Annotated in this window: 16 protein-coding genes; 5 read left to right on the top strand and 11 right to left on the bottom strand. The window is 62.0% G+C overall.

Annotated features, from left to right (window positions below):
• Window positions 1-8: 8 nt before the first annotated feature.
• The 5 genes from CO657_RS16980 to CO657_RS16955 all read right to left on the bottom strand — a co-directional run bounded on the left by CO657_RS16980 (window position 9) and on the right by CO657_RS16955 (window position 5,916).
• Window positions 9-1,460, bottom strand: a complete 1,452-nt coding sequence (locus CO657_RS16980) for a homospermidine synthase (RefSeq protein ID WP_003585787.1) — start codon at window positions 1,458-1,460, stop codon at window positions 9-11.
• Between the two features lie 186 nt (window positions 1,461-1,646).
• Complete coding sequence (locus CO657_RS16975) at window positions 1,647-1,931, bottom strand: YciI family protein (protein ID WP_054185100.1); 285 nt, start codon at window positions 1,929-1,931, stop codon at window positions 1,647-1,649.
• Between the two features lie 2 nt (window positions 1,932-1,933).
• Window positions 1,934-2,563, bottom strand: coding sequence for an aminotransferase class IV family protein (locus CO657_RS16970; RefSeq protein ID WP_054185099.1), 630 nt, complete (start codon window positions 2,561-2,563; stop codon window positions 1,934-1,936).
• Complete coding sequence (locus tag CO657_RS16965) at window positions 2,560-3,714, bottom strand: aminodeoxychorismate synthase component I (RefSeq protein WP_054185126.1); 1,155 nt, start codon at window positions 3,712-3,714, stop codon at window positions 2,560-2,562. Before CO657_RS16965 ends, CO657_RS16970 begins: the two co-directional genes overlap by 4 nt.
• Window positions 3,715-4,062: 348 nt before the next feature.
• Window positions 4,063-5,916 (bottom strand): M3 family oligoendopeptidase, encoded by a 1,854-nt coding sequence (locus tag CO657_RS16955; RefSeq protein ID WP_054185098.1) that lies wholly within the window; start codon window positions 5,914-5,916, stop codon window positions 4,063-4,065.
• A 207-nt stretch (window positions 5,917-6,123) separates the two neighbouring features.
• Here CO657_RS16955 and CO657_RS16950 point away from each other — a divergent pair, with 207 nt between their 5' ends.
• Together CO657_RS16950 and CO657_RS16945 are read left to right on the top strand one after the other, a co-directional pair.
• Window positions 6,124-7,668, top strand: coding sequence for a sigma-54-dependent transcriptional regulator (locus CO657_RS16950; protein WP_003585777.1), 1,545 nt, complete (start codon window positions 6,124-6,126; stop codon window positions 7,666-7,668).
• A 178-nt stretch (window positions 7,669-7,846) separates the two neighbouring features.
• Complete coding sequence (locus tag CO657_RS16945) at window positions 7,847-9,685, top strand: peptidoglycan L,D-endopeptidase MepK (protein WP_054185097.1); 1,839 nt, start codon at window positions 7,847-7,849, stop codon at window positions 9,683-9,685.
• A 266-nt stretch (window positions 9,686-9,951) separates the two neighbouring features.
• On the opposite strand, the gene CO657_RS16940 is transcribed toward CO657_RS16945, so the two are convergent.
• From CO657_RS16940 to CO657_RS16930, 3 genes are all read right to left on the bottom strand, one after another.
• Window positions 9,952-10,215: a DUF2312 domain-containing protein gene (locus CO657_RS16940; protein WP_003585771.1), complete on the bottom strand. Its 264-nt coding sequence runs from the start codon at window positions 10,213-10,215 to the stop codon at window positions 9,952-9,954.
• An 89-nt stretch (window positions 10,216-10,304) separates the two neighbouring features.
• Window positions 10,305-10,610 (bottom strand): DUF1244 domain-containing protein, encoded by a 306-nt coding sequence (locus CO657_RS16935; protein WP_054185096.1) that lies wholly within the window; start codon window positions 10,608-10,610, stop codon window positions 10,305-10,307.
• A 30-nt stretch (window positions 10,611-10,640) separates the two neighbouring features.
• Complete coding sequence (locus CO657_RS16930; RefSeq protein ID WP_054185095.1) at window positions 10,641-11,429, bottom strand: N-formylglutamate amidohydrolase; 789 nt, start codon at window positions 11,427-11,429, stop codon at window positions 10,641-10,643.
• A 211-nt stretch (window positions 11,430-11,640) separates the two neighbouring features.
• Here CO657_RS16930 and CO657_RS16925 point away from each other — a divergent pair, with 211 nt between their 5' ends.
• The 3 genes from CO657_RS16925 to CO657_RS16915 all read left to right on the top strand — a co-directional run bounded on the left by CO657_RS16925 (window position 11,641) and on the right by CO657_RS16915 (window position 14,322).
• On the top strand, window positions 11,641-12,114 hold the full coding sequence (locus CO657_RS16925; protein ID WP_054185094.1) for a DUF1036 domain-containing protein: 474 nt from the start codon (window positions 11,641-11,643) through the stop codon (window positions 12,112-12,114).
• Window positions 12,114-13,553 (top strand): pyruvate kinase, encoded by a 1,440-nt coding sequence (gene pyk, locus CO657_RS16920; protein WP_003585763.1) that lies wholly within the window; start codon window positions 12,114-12,116, stop codon window positions 13,551-13,553. Before CO657_RS16925 ends, pyk begins: the two co-directional genes overlap by 1 nt.
• Window positions 13,554-13,686: 133 nt before the next feature.
• Window positions 13,687-14,322 carry a LysE family translocator gene (locus CO657_RS16915; protein ID WP_054185093.1) on the top strand — a complete coding sequence of 212 codons (636 nt, stop codon included), beginning with the start codon at window positions 13,687-13,689 and terminating at the stop codon, window positions 14,320-14,322.
• A gap of 8 nt (window positions 14,323-14,330) precedes the next feature.
• Here the strand turns inward: CO657_RS16915 and CO657_RS16910 are convergent, their stop codons facing one another.
• Genes CO657_RS16910 through CO657_RS16900 form a run of 3 tightly spaced genes read right to left on the bottom strand, consistent with a single transcriptional unit; the run spans window position 14,331 to window position 15,699 of the window.
• Window positions 14,331-14,882: a DUF4865 family protein gene (locus CO657_RS16910; protein WP_054185125.1), complete on the bottom strand. Its 552-nt coding sequence runs from the start codon at window positions 14,880-14,882 to the stop codon at window positions 14,331-14,333.
• A complete protein-coding gene (locus tag CO657_RS16905) occupies window positions 14,879-15,283 on the bottom strand; it encodes a cupin domain-containing protein (protein ID WP_054185092.1) in 405 nt (134 codons plus the stop codon). The genes CO657_RS16910 and CO657_RS16905 overlap by 4 nt, the downstream gene beginning before the upstream one ends.
• Complete coding sequence (locus CO657_RS16900) at window positions 15,280-15,699, bottom strand: tautomerase family protein (RefSeq protein WP_054185091.1); 420 nt, start codon at window positions 15,697-15,699, stop codon at window positions 15,280-15,282. Before CO657_RS16900 ends, CO657_RS16905 begins: the two co-directional genes overlap by 4 nt.
• Window positions 15,700-15,714: the final 15 nt, after the last annotated feature.

Genomic DNA, 15,714 nt, shown 5'->3' with positions numbered 1-15,714 from the left:
GAGCGATCTCAGCGAACGAGAATGTTCCTGAACTGCCACGGATCCTTGGTGTCGATATCCTCGGGGAACAGGCCCGGGCGGCCATCGAGCGGGGTCCAGTCGGTGTAATGTCCTTCGACCGGGCCGAGATAAGGCATCTGCACTTCGAGGCAGCGCTTGTAGTCGATCTCGTCGGCTTCGACGATGCCGGCCTTCGGGTTTTCCAGAGCCCAGACCATGCCGGCGAGGACGGCTGAAGTGACCTGCAGGCCGGTGGCGTTCTGATAGGGCGCGATGCGGCGCGTTTCTTCCAGCGACAGACGCGAGCCAAACCAGTAGGCGTTCTTCTCGTGGCCGTAGAGCAGGACGCCGAGTTCGTCGATGCCGTCCTCCAGCTCGTCTTCATCGAGAACGTGATGGACCGGCTGCGGCGTGCCGCCATTGCCGAACATCTCGTGAAGCGAGAGCACGGCGTCGTTGGCCGGATGGTAGGCGTAGTGGCAGGTTGGGCGGAAGGTCACTTCGCCGTCCTTGTCGCGAACGGTGAAGTAGTCGGCGATCGAGATCGACTCATTGTGGGTGACGAGGAAGCCATATTGCGGGCCGGGCGTCGGGCACCAGGTGCGTACGCGGGTGTTGGCGCCCGGCTGCTCCAGGTAGATCGCCGCCTTGTTGCCCTTCTTGTGCTTCTTGGCGTTCTTCGGCATCCATTCTTCATGGGTGCCCCAGCCGAGTTCGGCCGGCTGCAGGCCTTCTGAGATGAAGCCTTCGACGGACCAGGTGTTCCAGAAGACGTTGAGCGGCTTCGGGTGCTTGGTGCGCTGGGTGTCGCGCTCGGCGATGTGGACGCCCTTGACGCCGAGCTTCTTCATGAGCTTGGCCCAGCCTTCGCGATCGTGCTGGTCCGGTTCGTCGAACTTCAGGCCGGTGTCGTTGGCGAGGTTGACGAGCGCCTGCTTGACGAACCAGGAAACCATGCCGGGATTGGCGCCGCAAGTGGAAACGGCGGTGGCGCCGCCCGGGTTCTTCGCCTTTTCCTTGCGCACGGTTTCGCGCAGCGCATAGTTGGTGCGGTCGGCATTGCTCATGCCCTTGTCGAAATAGAAGCCGAGCCAGGGTTCGACGACGGTGTCGACGTAGAGCACGTCATGCTTGCGGCAGAGCTTGATAAGGTCGAGCGAGGAGGTGTCGACCGAGAGGTTGACGCAGAAACCCTGGCCTTCGCCTTCGGTCAGCAGCGGCTTCAGCAGCTCCTTGTAATTGTCCTTGGTGACATATTCCTTGATATGGCGAACGCCGTGCTTCTTGAGGATCTCCATGTCGGAGGGCTCTTCGCGCGGGTCGATGACGACCATCCGGCTCTTGTCGAATTTGAAGTGGCGCTCGATCAGGGGCAGGGTGCCGCGGCCGATGGAGCCAAAGCCGATCATCACGATCGGACCGGTAATTTCGGCATATACCGGATAGTTCTGTTCCGTCATTCTTTTCTCCTGTGGAAGAGGACGAAGGCGTTCAGCCTGAAGAATTCTTTTGAAATTGCCGCAGAAATTGCGAGGTGACCGGCTCTAACCACAAATCGGCGTCACAATAAAGAGTGTTGAGGGGGAAAGCTCAAATATCGGGCGGGCGAGAGGTCGGCGAGGTCATCTGACCGGCCTCCTGCAAAATCAGCGTTTGAGGATTTCCAGTCCTTCAATCGTCGTCGTCACGGCAAGTTCGGTGATGTCGTATTCGGCGACGCCGTGGAGGGTGAAGGGATCGGCGGCGACATAGGCCTGGATTGCGGCGCGGTCGCCGATCGCCAGGATCGCGCCGCCGGTGCGCGGCACCTTGCGGCCGGAGGCGAGGAACCAGCCCTTGGAATAACCTTCCTTCACCCAGGCCATATGCGGCTCCATGTGCCTGTCGGCTTCGTCGTTGGATTTGAGATAGGTGAGGGAGAGAATGAACATGGTCAGTTCCTGATGAGGTTGGCACGGATCAGGCCGCGCAGCGAATTGCCGATATAAAGCGTGCCGGCATCGAGATCGGCAAGGGTGAAGCGGCCGACACGGGCTTTGCGCGCGCAGATGAGCTCGGTGCGCAGCACGCCGGCGAGCAGGCCGCAGGAGATCGGCGGGGTACGCAGCATGCCGTCCCCCTCGTCCAGGAAGACGGAGGTGATGGTGCCCTCGCAGACTTCGCCGCGTTCGTTCAAGAGGATGACGTCATCGGCCTCGGCAGGGGTATATTCGGCGCGTGCGGCCTCGTAGATGGCGCGTCGCGTCGTCTTGAAACGCAGCAACCTGTCGGTGGAATCGAGACGGGTCTCGGCGATGCGGATGGTCCACGTGGTGTCGGGCGCCAGCGGGACGAAGGCGGCGCTCGTCACCTCGATCCGACCTTGGGCGTCGAAAGTCAGGCGGACGCGTAGCGGACCGGCGGCATCTGCAACGGCTGCGCCAAGCCTGGCCACCGCATCGATCGGCTGCGGGAAGCCAAGGCGACGGGCGGAGCGGGAAAGTCGGGCAAGATGCAGACGCAGGCGGATGAAGCCGTCGCCGGGCTGCCAGCGCAGCGTTTCGATCAGCGAAAAATCGATCATCGCGCAATCCACTGGTCGCCGATGGCGAAGCGGGCCTTGAGCAGGCATTCCTCATATTCGGCCTCGGCGGTGGAATCGAAGACGATGCCGCCGCCGACATTGAAGACGGCCCTGCCGCCGTCAAAAAGCGTGATGGTGCGGATGGCGACGGAAAACCGCATGGCGCCGCTCGGCGAAATCATGCCGATCGCTCCGCAATAGGCGTCGCGGGGAGCATCCTCGAGTGTATGGAGGATTTCCATTGCCCGCATCTTCGGTGCGCCGGTGATCGAACCGCAGGGAAAGAGGGCGGCAAAGATGTCGCGGATCGAAAGGCCGGGACGCAGTCTGGCCTGCACATGGCTGACCATCTGGTGGACGGTCGGATAGGTCTCGATGTCGAAGAGCTTCGGGACATCGAGCGTGCCGACTTCGGTGACACGGGAGATATCGTTGCGCAAGAGATCGACGATCATGCGGTTTTCCGCCTGCGTCTTGATATCGCGGCGCATGGCCTCGACGATTTCGGCATCCTCGGCGGCGGTGGTGCCGCGTTTCGCCGTGCCCTTCATCGGATGGGTCTCGATCCAGCCCGCTTCATCGGTGCGGAAGAACAGTTCCGGCGACCGCGACAGGATGAGCGGGCCGCCGAGATCGACGAGCGCGCCGTATTTGACCGGCTGGCGTTCGATCAGCGACCAGAAGGCGGCACGGGGATCGCCGTTCCAGCGGGCCTCGACCGGCATGGTGAGGTTCGCCTGATAGGCGTCGCCGAGCCGCAGGTGCTCATGCAGACGGTCGAAGCGCTCTTTATATATAGGGAAATCCCAGGCGGCTTTCGGGGCGGTGAGGAACTCTTCGTTTTCGAGGCGCTGTTTCGGTTGGGCAAGCGGGTGTGTGTCCGGCTGCGGAGCATCGAAGACGCCGAAGGAGAGGAGCGGGGTTTCGCGATCTTCCCGAGCGAAGGAGGCGAGTTTCTCCTCGAACAGATATCCGGCCTCGTAGGCGATATAGCCGGCGAGCCATTTGCCCTCGGCCTTGGCCTTTTCCATCCTGACAAGGCCGGCAAAGAATTCGGCGCGCGTTCGCGCAACGATGATCTCAGCCGGTTCGGCGAAAAGCATCACCTGGCCTGATGTATCGTCGCGAAAGAGAATGTAGGGGTCAGACATGGTCATGCCGCATCTTGCTTGGCTATCCGATGCTTGCGACGGTTTTGTTTTCTTCGATGCCGGGCGATGCGAAACTTGTGGTTTTGCTGTGGTGGGCCGAGACCGCAGCGACACCCACCTCCCTCATTCCTGTGCTTGTCACAGGAATCCAGCCACGGCGCGTCTGCGCCGTGAATGATTCACTTCCGGCATATAAAGAGGCCCCCACGCCCAAGGACTTGGGCGAGCTGGATTCCTGTGACAAGCACAGGAATGAGGGAGAGGGGGCTGCTGTCATGGTTCCTCGTGGACGTTGCAGAATGCGGTTGAGCCCACCACGGCACCGTTCGTTCTGGTCTTGGTCGAGCTTCACGCCCTATCCAAAGCTTCCAACTCGTCGATCAGCCCTTCGATCATCGACAGGCCCTGGCTCCAGAACGACGGATCGGTGGCGTCGAGGCCGAAAGGTTTCAAAAGTTCCGAGTGATGCTTGGTGCCGCCGGCCTTCAGCAGTTCGAAATACTTCGCCTGGAAGCCGGTCTCGGCCTTCTGGTAGACGGCATAGAGCGAATTCACCAGGCAATCGCCGAAGGCATAGGCATAGACATAGAAGGGCGAGTGGATGAAGTGGGGGATATAGGCCCAATAGGTCTCGTATCCTTCCGAAATGCTGATTGCCGGCCCGAGGCTTTCCGACTGGACGGAGAGCCAGAGTTCGCCGATGTCGTCGGCTGTGAGTTCCCCTGCCTTGCGGGCGGTGTGCAGCTTGCGCTCGAATTCATAGAAGGCGATCTGGCGGACGACCGTGTTGATCATGTCCTCGACCTTCTGGGCGAGCATCGCCTTGCGCTCACGCTTGTCGCTGGTCTTTTCCAGAAGCGCGCGGAAGGTCAGCATCTCGCCGAAGACGGAGGCGGTTTCGGCAAGCGTCAGCGGCGTCTGGCACATCAGCGCCCCTTGCGCGCCGGCGAGAACCTGGTGCACGCCATGGCCGAGCTCATGGGCAAGCGTCATCACGTCGCGCGGCTTGCCCATATAATTGACGAGGACATAGGGATGGGCCGAGGGAACCGTCGGATGGGCGAAGGCGCCGGGCGCCTTGCCGGGGCGAACTGGGGCGTCGATCCATTGTTCGTCGAAGAAGCGCCTGGCGATATCAGCCATTTCGGGGGCGAAATTGCCATAGGCCGAAAGCACCGTGTCCTTCGCCTCGGGCCAGGAAATGACGGCGCTGGAGGTTTCCGGCAGCGGCGCGTTGCGATCCCAGAAATTCATCTGCTCCATGCCGAGCCATTTCGCCTTCATCCTGTAATAGCGGTGCGAAAGGCGGGGATAGGCTTCGCGGACGGCCGCGGCCAGCGCATCGACGACCTCGCGCTCGACGCGGTTTGCGAGATGCCGGGAGTCGGCGATATCCTCGAACCCGCGCCAGCGGTCGGCAATATCCTTGTCCTTGGCGAGCGTATTGGTGATCAGCGTGAAGATGCGGATATTGGCCTTGAAGGTTGCCGCAAGCGCTATGGCCGCCTTGCGGCGCACGTCGGGATCCTTCTCCTGCAGCATATTCAGCGCCACTTCGAGCGGCACTTTTTCGCCATCGATCTCATAGCGCAGTTCCGCCATGGTTTCGTCGAAGAGGCGATTGAAGGCGGCGGCCGATGTCATCGACTTCTCGAGGAAGAGCTGTTCCAGCCGGTCGTCGAGCTGGTAGGGCTTGTCTTTCCGGAGGTCGACCAGCCAGGGGCGATAGTGGCCGGCATCGGGGTCTTTGGCCATGCTGGCATCGATCACCGCGTCGTCGATGCGGTTGAGTTCGAGTGCGAAAAACAGCAGGTGCCCGGAAAATTCGGTGATCTTGGTCTGCACGTCGCCGTAGAGCTTGCCGTTTGCTGGATCGGTAGTGTCGGAGAAATAGGTGAGGCCGGCGAAGGATCCGAGGCGGCCCATGATATCATCCAGCGCCTCATATTCCTTCAGCGCCGCGCCGATGCCCTCAGTGCCGGTCTTCGCTGCGGCGTCGGCGAGTTTGCCCTTCCACTTCTCCTCAAAGGCGATAGCAGCCTTGCCGGCCTTTTCCATGTCGGCGACGAAGGCGGTCGAGGTGGCGGAGGGATAAAGATCCTGCAGCTTCCAGACCGGCAGATCGCCGAGCGCCGGATTGGCCGCCCCGGCCGGCGCTGCTGCCGACAAAAGAAGGCGTGCGTGCGGGAGCTCAATTTTCATGGGGCAATTCCTCTCCACTTTCATAACAGGTCTGTTTGAATAAGCGCGAGAAGGCCCGGCATCAAGGGCCTTTCGGCGCAAGAAAGGCCTCGCTTCGGCACGAAAACGACCCGTTCCAATCGTTAAAATGCAATTATTTCTCAAAACTGGATGTTCAAGCCTTGCTGTCAGAGTGCGCTTCATGGTTTCGCATGAAGTGAGGCGACAATGACCGGTTACAATGAGCTCAAGGGAGCAGGGCAAATTCTCGTGGTCGAGGACGACCCCGTGCAGCGCCGCCTGCTCAAGAACGCAATCGAGCGTCACGGCCATGTCGTGCACCAGGCGGAAAACGGCCGCATCGGCTTGGAAATGGTCAAACGCGACAGCGGCCTTTTCAACGTCATCGTGCTCGACCTGATGATGCCGGAGATGACCGGCCTCGAATTCCTCGACGCGCTTCATGAATTCGGCACGCAGATCCCCGTCATCGTGCAGACGGGCCAGGGCGGCATCGAGACCGTGGTGCAGGCAATGCGCGCCGGCGCCTTCGATTTCGTCGTCAAGCCGGTTTCGCCCGAACGCATCGCCACGTCGATCTCGAATGCGATGAAGCTCGACCAGCGCGAGGTGAAGGCGCGGGCCGGACGCCGGTCGCGCTCCGGCTCGGTCGGCTTCGACGACATCGTCTCGGCAAGCCCGGCGATGCTCCGCGTCATCGATCTCGCCCAGCGGGCGGCTCAGTCCAACATTCCGGTCGTGCTCGAAGGCGAATCCGGCGTCGGCAAGGAACTGGTGGCGCGCGCCATCCAATCCGGCGGCGACCGCTCGAACAAGCCCTTCGTCACGGTCAATTGCGGGGCGATCCCGCACAATCTCGTCGAGAGCATTCTCTTCGGCCACGAGAAGGGCGCCTTTACCGGCGCGACCGAGCGCCATATCGGCAAATTCATGGAAGCCGACGGCGGCACCATCTTCCTCGACGAGATCGGCGACCTGCCGCTCGAGGTGCAGGTGAAGCTGTTGCGCGCCGTGCAGCAGGGCGAGATCGAGACCGTCGGTGCGCGGACCGCACATAAGGTCAATGTCCGACTGATCTCGGCGACCAACAAGGATCTGATCGAGGAGGTCAAGAACGGCCATTTCCGCGAGGATCTCTACTATCGCCTCAACGTTTTCCCGATCACCATCCCGGCGCTGCGCAAGCGCAAGGAAGATATTCCGCATCTGGTGCGCGTCTTTGCCGAACGCTTCTCCAGCGAGCAGAAGAACGGCCGCCGCATGACGGTCAACGCAGGCGCGCTGGCGCTGCTGACCGCCTATGACTGGCCGGGCAACATCCGCCAGCTCGAAAACGCGATTTTCCGCGCGGTCGTTCTGGCAGAAGGGCCGGAGCTGACGGAAGGGGACTTCCCGCAGATCGCCGCCCAGCTTCCGGAATACGAGGTCGTCGATCACCTGGCGCTGGTTGCCGACAATACCGGCCTCGATCCCGATGACAGCTATGGCGAGGAGTTCAGGGCGTCGATCTCGGGAGAGGTGCACCACCGTCTGTCCGAAGTCTCCGAAAACGCGATCGCCAGCGTCAATCCGGCCGGCGACGTGCGCAGGCTTGCCGATGTCGAGGAGGAGCTCATCCGATTCGCGCTCAAATTCTACCGCGGGCAGATGAGTCAAGTGGCGCGCAAACTTGGCATCGGCCGGTCCACACTTTATCGCAAGCTCAAAGATTACGGCATAGACCCCGATAATCCCCAGAAAGATGCGGCTTAAGCGCTTTTTATTAAGACTAAGGCAACCACGATTTGTTACTGATCATAAACCACTTGTTAGTGGCTCGTTCACTATGTAAAGAAAAGGTTGATCATGTGTGGCATTTTTGCCATCGTGTGACCGCATTTGACAGTCATCTGAGACAGTACGGGACATTGTCTGTCTGACGGGGATCGAGTTGCCGAATCTGAATGGGAATTCCAAGCCTTCGCGCTTGAGCTGGCGTATGTTGTGCGCCGACATCTGCGGAAAGGCAGTAAGGACGGCAGCGGCCGCCCTTCTTGCGCTCGCGGTTTCCTCACCGGTATTCGTTAGTACACCTTCCGAGGCAGCGGGCGACACCCGCAGCCTCAAGCTCTATTTCATCCATACCGGCGAAAAGGCCGTCATCACCTACAAGCGCAACGGCAAGTTCGACCCCAAGGGCCTGGAGCAGCTGAACCGCTTCCTGCGCGACTGGCGCAAGAACCAGCCGACGAAGATGGACCCGCGCCTGTTCGACCTGATCTGGGAAGTTTATCGCCAGAGCGGTTCGCGGGATTATATCAACGTCGTCTGCGGTTTCCGTTCGCCGGGTACCAACGAGATGCTGCGCGGCCGCTCGCGCAACTCGGGCGTCGCCGAAAAGAGCCAGCATATGCTCGGCAAGGCGATGGACTTTTTCATTCCCGACGTCAAGCTTGCGACATTGCGCGGGATCGGCATGAAGATGCAGGTCGGCGGCGTCGGCTTCTATCCGAAATCCGGCTCGCCCTTCGTGCATATGGATGTCGGCGGCGTCCGTGCCTGGCCGCGCATGAGCCGCGACGAGCTGGTCCGGCTTTTCCCGAACGGCAACACCATTCATATCCCGGCTGACGGCAAGCCGCTGCCTGGCTATCAGCAGGCGATGGCCGACTATAAGCGCCGTGTCAGCGGTACGCAGATCGAAATCGCCAGCGCTTCCGAATCGGCGCCGAAGCATAAGACGCTGTTTGCTGCGCTGTTTGGCGGCGGAGCGGACGAGCAGGAAGACGATTCGACGCCTGTTGCCGTCGCCAAGGCGACGCCGCCGAAGGCCGCGCCGGCACTGGCGCCTGCCGAGCCGGAGCAGACCGAAGTCGCCGATCTGAACGCGCCGGTGCCGCAGGTTCGCCCGGCATTCAGCAATCAGCCGGCCGGCAGCGACGTGGCGAGTGCGCTCGTCGCACCGCCTTCGGGTAATGCCGCGCAACAGGCCCTTGTCGCAGCGCTTCCGGCCGATCAGGCCCAGCCGCAGCAATTCGCCGATCTCAGCGCCTACAGCATCCCGGTTCCCTCGCTTCTCGGCCAGCGCCGCGCGCCGGGCGATGCTGAGCTCGCATCGACCGATCCTGCCATGCTGAGCGGAATGCCGGTTCCGACGCCGGTCGAACGCCCTGCCGTTGCCGAGAACCTTCTGGCTGCCGCCAATGCCGATCCGGAAGCAGAGGCCGACGAGGCGGATCAGGACGGCGGACTGTCTCCTGCCGTCGCCGATGCGCTCGACCAGCAGAACAAGGGTGGGGAAAACCAGGTCGCCGCAAATGCGCCTGAGATGACGGTGGAGCAGGCAATCAACGCCGCGATGACGCAAAAGGCGCCTGCCGCAAAACCGCCACTCGAACTCGCAGCCTTGGCGCCGATGACCAAATCGGCAAGCTTCGGCGACGGCTTTGATGAACCGGCCGCCGAAAATGCCGTGGCGCAGGGCCTGCCCACCAAGGGCGGCCGCCCGACGCACAAGGAAGCCGCGGCGGCGGACGCCAGCCGCGCGACTGTTCGCACCGAGCCGAAGCTGACGCAGAAGATGATTTCGCAGTGGGCGCTGACCAATGCCCGTCTGGAAATGGCCTCCAAGCAGGTGAAGGCGCCACGTTTCGTCAGCCAGACGATGCGCGCGCAGCCGACCACCGTTTATACCGAAGGTTTCAACGTCAAGACCGCTTCGGTCGACCCGGCCCGCTTCAGCGGCACGGCTGTGAACTTCATGGAAGTGCGCAAGTTCAACACGAACTGAGTCGGTCGATAGCCCGAACATCAAAACCGTCGGAGCGATCCGGCGGTTTTTCTTTTGGCTGCTTCGACCAGCGGCGGACAGTCTATGGCTAGTCCAGCCTAAAGCGCGTCGCAGCAAATTTGAATCATGCGACGCGCTTCGGCTCTTTGTTTTGATGCATGTCGTTATCCCAGAATCGCTTCACACTTCCGGCGACATGCATTGGGCAAAAGAAAAGCCGCCGGGCGGTCCGGCGGCTTGTCGACATGTCAGCAAGGAGGGGCGGATCAGCCTTCCGGTGGCGACTCGATCATGCCGAGTGCGTGCAGGTAGGTGTCGAGGATCGCTTCCTCTTCCATGCGCTCCTGCTCGTCCTTCTTGCGCAGTGCCACGACCTTTTTCAGGATCTTGGTATCGAAGCCCATTCCCTTGGCTTCGCCATAGACGTCCTTGATGTCGTCGGCGATGGTCTTCTTTTCTTCTTCCAGCCGTTCAATGCGCTCGATGAAAGCGCGAAGCTGGTCGCGGGCGACGCCATGAGCATCAGACATCGTGTTCTCCTGATTGGGGATGATCAATTCGAAGGCACGTGACTGCCGCGAAGCGGCGTCACGGTCAAGCCTGTTCCGGGTCGGCCAGGCTATTTGTGTGGGTTGTTCAGTTCAAAAGCAGCCTTTTGCACAGGCGAGGCCTCGTTCTGGTGGAGTTTTTTCCAGTCCTCGTAGGGCATGCCATAGACCATCTCGCGCGATTCGTCGCTGGTGATCGGCACGCCGTCGGCCTCGGCTGCCTCGCGATACCAGTTCGACAGGCAGTTGCGGCAGAAGCCGGCGAGGTTCATCATGTCGATGTTCTGCACGTCGCTGCGCTCGCGAAGATGCGCGACAAGGCGGCGGAAAGCGGCGGCCTCGAATTCGGTCTGCTGTTTTCTGCTGAGCGCGGTCATCTCGCTCTCCTTTCAATAGGGGCCTATCCTTCAATAAGGACCTGTGCGCGAGACGTGGACGTCGTATTCGTGCAAGGCGGGATCGGCGTTCATTGCCGCAAAGATCGGCGCGAGGCGCTCGGCCCATGCCGTGATCCCGGCCTCGTCTGCAATCAGGTCCTGACGGACTTCGAGCAGCGCATGCGGAATGCCGGTGATCATGCAATGGCGGTACATGGTATCGCCCTTCAGCGCGCCGTCATAGGGTTCGTTGTCGCCGACGATAAGATCGGGATCGGCGCGCAGCATGTCGAGCAGCGGGCCGACGGCGCGATGATCGCTGTCCCAAAGCACGGCAGCGTGCCAGGGGCGGGGAATAGCTTTCCAGGCGGGTGTGAAGGAGTGCAGCGACAGCACCAGCGGCGCCTTGCCGGTGGCGTTCGCCACCCTGTCGATCGTTGCGGCGACGGCGTGGTGATAGGGGCGATGGAAGGTTTCGATGCGGTTCTCCCACTCCTGCGGCGTGATTGGATGATTGCCTGAGATGACGGCGCCGTCGGAGATCTTCATGATCAGGGTCGGATCGTCTTCGCCGCGGTTCGGGTCGATCAGCAGGCGCGAGAAGCCGCCGAGCACCGCGGGTACGCCGAGACTTTCCGAAAGCCGCCGCGTCAGCCCCTCGATGCCGATGTCATAGGCGATGTGGCGGGTGAAGGCCGCGTCCGGCAGGCCGAGCCGGCCATAGCGTGCGGGAAGGCGGTTCATCGCATGATCTGCGAGGATCACCATGCCTTTGTCATGTTTGCCGGATAGGATTTCGAAGGATTGGAAGTCGTCCATCAGGAATTGCCGTTCGTCATTGCGCAGTCGGGCAGTGATCGCATGCGTCCGCGCCAGGTTCAAGCGCCGCAGGCGGACAGAGGTTGAGCAGGACCCCCGACGGGCGGTTTGTGAAAGGAAATATAATCGATTAGCATTGCGTTGACTTTCGCTTGACGGCGGCGCAAGAAGACAAGCATACGAATAACCGTGGAGCTATTTGGGAGCCGTGTTGATCCAAGCCGCGCCAAGTTTCCTCACGCGGTCCGGACCGCTGGTCCGTCTCGCTCTGTTTGCTCTTGCAGCCTTTACGCCGTTCTTCATCGCAGATGCCGCGCGCGCCGATTTTCGCGTCTGCAACGGAACGCAAAATCTCGTCGGCGTGGCGATCGGCTATCGGGCCAAGGACGGCTGGATGACGGAAGGCTGGTGGCAGGTGCCGGCAACGACCTGCGCCGTGTTGATCGAGGGAGAATTGCAATCGCGTTATTATTACCTCTACGCAGAGGACGCCGCCCGGGGAGGACGATGGACGGGGGACGTGCAGATGTGCGTGGCGGAAAACGAGTTCAAGATCTCGGGTGTGCAGGATTGTTATGCCCGCGGTTACCAGAAGATGGGTTTCAAGGAATATGACACGGGCCGCCAGGGCAGCTGGATGGTCCAACTCTCCGACACCCCAGGGACGCAAGAAAGCCAGAATTGATGAAGCGTAATCGCAAAATTAAAATCCTCGCCACCCTCGGGCCCGCCTCCGCTGAGGAATCGATGATCGAGAAGCTGCATCAGGCCGGTGCCGATGTCTTCCGCATCAATATGAGCCATGCGAGCCACGACGTGATGCGTACGCTCATCCAGCGCATCCGCTCGGTCGAGGCGCGCTCCGGCCGGCCGATCGGCATTCTTGCCGACCTGCAGGGACCGAAACTGCGAGTCGGCAAGTTCGTCGACAGCAAGGTCGATCTGAAACCCGGCCAGACCTTCACGCTCGACAACAACGAAGCGCTCGGCGATCAGAACCGCGTCTATCTGCCGCACCCCGAGATCCTGGAATCGGTGCAGCCCGGCCACCGCCTGCTGATCGACGACGGCAAGCTCGCGCTGCGCGCCGAAAAATGCGACGGCAAGAGCATCGTCACCACCGTTATTTCGGGCACCCGCATTTCCGACCGCAAGGGCGTCAGCCTTCCCGACACGCTGCTCGGCGTCGGCGCGCTGACGGACAAGGACCGCGCCGATCTCGACGCCGTGCTTGCCACCGACGATGTCGACTGGGTGGCGCTGTCCTTCGTCCAGCGTCCTGACGACCTTGCCGAAGTGCGCAAGATCGCCCGCGGCCGTGTCGGCCTGATGTCGAAGATCGAAAAGCCGCAGGCTCTCGAGCGTATCGAGGAGATCATCGAGCTTTCCGATGCATTGATGGTCGCCCGCGGCGATCTCGGCGTCGAAATGCCGCTCGAATCTGTTCCCGGCATCCAGAAGCAGCTGATCCGCGCCTGCCGCCGTTCGGGCAAGCCGGTGGTCGTCGCCACGCAGATGCTGGAATCGATGATCTCGGCGCCGGTGCCGACGCGCGCGGAAGTTTCCGACGTCGCAACCGCCGTCTTCGAAGGCGCCGATGCCGTCATGCTCTCGGCCGAGTCGGCCTCGGGCGACTATCCGGTCGAAGCCGTTTCGACCATGGCGTCGATTGCCACCGCCATCGAGCGCGAGCCGCATTATCCGGGCATCATCTATGCCCAGCGCGCCCAGCCGGAAGCGACCGGTGCGGATGCGATCTCGCTCGCTGCGCGCCAGATCGCCGAGACGCTGAAGCTGTCGGCGATCGTCTGTTACACCTCGTCCGGCACGACAGGCCTTCGCGCCTCGCGTGAGCGTCCGCAGGTGCCGATCCTGGCGCTGTCGCCGATCATCAAGACGGCACGCCGCCTTGCCGTCGTCTGGGGCCTGCATTGCGTCGTCACACATGACGCGACCGATCTCGACGACATGGTCAACCGCGCCTGCCGCATCGTCGCGGACGAAGGCTTCGGCAAGCCCGGCGACCGCATCATCATCTCGGCCGGCGTGCCGCTCGGCACACCAGGCGCCACCAATATGATCCGCATCGCCTATATCGGCTCCGACGGCCAGAGCGGCATCTGATCCGATCGCATCCCTTCGAAAGCCCGCCGCCTCAAAACAGGCGGCGGGCTTTTTCGTTGATAACCCGCCATTGCCAAGGGCGGCGGTGCATGCAAGTTTCCTTCCCTATAGCGCTGGGTTCGGAGGGATCATCGTGGATATCGTTACGCTTATGGCTTTTGCAGCCGTTTCCTTTGTCGGCATCGCCACGCCGGGGCCGACAGTGCTGCTGGCGCTGACCAACGGTTCGCGGCATGGCCTGCGCCGGGCAATGGCCGGCATGATCGGTGCGGTCCTCTCCGATTTCGTATTGATCGGCGCCGTGGCGGTCGGGCTCGGCGCACTGCTGGCGGCGTCGGAATTCTGGTTCTCGATGCTGAAATGGGCCGGTGCTGCCTATCTCGCCTTTCTCGGCATCATGCTGCTGCGCTCGAAGGGCGGGATCGATGCGGCGTTGAAAGCAGGTGCGCCGGCGGGGGCGACGTCGACCTTCTCGATCGGACTGAAGAGCTTCATGGTCGCGGCGACCAATCCGAAGGGTTACTTGTTCTTCTCGGCCTTCCTGCCGCAATTCATCGATCCGGCGCTGCCGCAGGCAACGCAATATGCACTGCTCGCGCTCACCTTTGCCGTGCTCGATTTCCTTATCATGTTCGGCTACGCCTTCTTCGGCTCGCAGGCGGTGCGTTTCCTGAAAACCTCGGGCGCCCTATGGCTGGAGCGGGCCTGCGGCGGCGCGCTGCTGGCGCTTGCCGGCTCGCTCGCCTTCTATCGCCGGGCCACCGTTTAAGGTCAGGCTTAAGGCAGGGATAGGTGACCGACGCGATAGGCCTGCATGTGCTCAGCGCTTTCGGGGATCTCTCGCCATAGCCTGAAGCGCACCCGCGTCCATGTCGTCGGCTCGAAACTGCGGATGGAGGCGAGGGCGCCGCCGGCCCGAACCTCAGCTTCAGCCTCAGCGCTTTCGGCGTGGCGGATATCGGCAAGCGGCGCATACGGCTCCATTTGCAGGATCTCGCGGGTGGCAAACCTGGCTGCGGCAATATCGGGCGAGATTTTTGCCTGCCAGACGATCCAGGTTTTTACCTGCGGCCAGCCGAAGGCGCCGGCGAGCGTTTGGAAAGCGGGGCCGCAGAGGAAGTCGCTTGCCCCTTCCGGCTTTTGCCAGAGGTAGAAGGGCGCATAGAGATTGTCGCGGCTGGCGAATTCGCCTTGGCGGGCGCTGAGATAGGCCTTGAAACCGAGATTCGGGAAACCGTCGAGCAGCGGTCCCTTGTCGCGGATGCGCCGGTCGATGACCGACATGTCGTAATCGGCGGGCAGGGTGAAGCTGTATTGCATGGCGATCATGACCGGGCCTCCACCGGCTGCAGCCATTCGACGATGCTGCCGTTTTCCGTTGCCTGAATGCTGAGATAGCCGAAGGGACTGTCATCGGCCGCGCCATGCCAGTGGCACTCGCCGGCCGCAAACCAGACGGCGTCGCCGGCACGCAGTTCCGCGACGGGACCACCCTCGCTCTGCGCCAGCCCATGACCCGAAAGCACATAGAGCAACTGGCCCCTGGGGTGCGTATGCCAGCGGGTGATGGTGCCGGGATCGAGCGTGGCGCGCATGGCCGTGGTTTCGCCATCGGCGCTGCCTTCGAGCAACATCTCGACCCAGAAAGGCGCCGTGGTGACACCCTCCGGCGAGCGCACCGCCCGGCCGGGGCGGCTGACCGTCATGGCCTTCGGGTTCGAAGCGCTCATCGTTGGCCTCCTGCCACCCGCAGCCGCCAGTCGGGGTCGGTCATCTGGGCGATGCCGTCGCCGAAGGACCAGTCTTCCGGTGCGCTGGTGCTGACGACGATCATCACATCCTCTGGCCGGAGGCTCGGTGACTGCGCCAGCAGATCGGCGAGCCGGCGATAGAGCGTCGCCTTCATCTCGGCCGTGCGGGGCCGGCCGATGGTGATCGAGATATAGACGAAATCGTTGGAGCGCGGCCCGGCAAGATAACTGCTGTCGAAGATGAGCTCGTTCTCATCGTGCTGGTGAATGGCCTGAAAACGGTCGTTTTCCGGCACGTCGAAGGTTTCGACCAGGGCGCGCTGGATGGTGTCGGCGAGCGCCGCAAGATACTCCGGCGACTTGCCTTTGCGAAGGGAAATGCGAACGAAGGGCATCGGGATCTCCATGGT

The sequence above is a fragment of the Rhizobium acidisoli genome, from assembly GCF_002531755.2.
In the GTDB taxonomy this organism is placed as follows: Bacteria; Pseudomonadota; Alphaproteobacteria; order Rhizobiales; family Rhizobiaceae; genus Rhizobium; species Rhizobium acidisoli.
The sequence above is the reverse complement of the archived record's forward strand: the minus strand, read 5'-3'. Positions and strand labels throughout refer to the sequence as shown.

Excerpts from the sequence above, each read along its gene's own strand:
- CO657_RS16940 (WP_003585771.1), bottom strand. The coding sequence starts at position 10,215 with ATGTCTGATGCTCATGGCGTCGCCCGCGACCAGCTTCGCGCTTTCATC.
- CO657_RS16930 (WP_054185095.1), bottom strand. The coding sequence starts at position 11,429 with ATGGACGACTTCCAATCCTTCGAAATCCTATCCGGCAAACATGACAAA.
- CO657_RS16905 (WP_054185092.1), bottom strand. The coding sequence starts at position 15,283 with ATGAGCGCTTCGAACCCGAAGGCCATGACGGTCAGCCGCCCCGGCCGG.
- CO657_RS16970 (WP_054185099.1), bottom strand. The coding sequence starts at position 2,563 with ATGATCGATTTTTCGCTGATCGAAACGCTGCGCTGGCAGCCCGGCGAC.
- CO657_RS16955 (WP_054185098.1), bottom strand. The coding sequence starts at position 5,916 with ATGAAAATTGAGCTCCCGCACGCACGCCTTCTTTTGTCGGCAGCAGCG.
- CO657_RS16975 (WP_054185100.1), bottom strand. The coding sequence starts at position 1,931 with ATGTTCATTCTCTCCCTCACCTATCTCAAATCCAACGACGAAGCCGAC.
- CO657_RS16980 (WP_003585787.1), bottom strand. The coding sequence starts at position 1,460 with ATGACGGAACAGAACTATCCGGTATATGCCGAAATTACCGGTCCGATC.
- CO657_RS16900 (WP_054185091.1), bottom strand. The coding sequence starts at position 15,699 with ATGCCCTTCGTTCGCATTTCCCTTCGCAAAGGCAAGTCGCCGGAGTAT.
- CO657_RS16950 (WP_003585777.1), top strand. The coding sequence starts at position 6,124 with ATGACCGGTTACAATGAGCTCAAGGGAGCAGGGCAAATTCTCGTGGTC.
- CO657_RS16935 (WP_054185096.1), bottom strand. The coding sequence starts at position 10,610 with ATGACCGCGCTCAGCAGAAAACAGCAGACCGAATTCGAGGCCGCCGCT.
- CO657_RS16965 (WP_054185126.1), bottom strand. The coding sequence starts at position 3,714 with ATGTCTGACCCCTACATTCTCTTTCGCGACGATACATCAGGCCAGGTG.
- CO657_RS16910 (WP_054185125.1), bottom strand. The coding sequence starts at position 14,882 with ATGATCGCCATGCAATACAGCTTCACCCTGCCCGCCGATTACGACATG.
- pyk (WP_003585763.1), top strand. The coding sequence starts at position 12,114 with ATGAAGCGTAATCGCAAAATTAAAATCCTCGCCACCCTCGGGCCCGCC.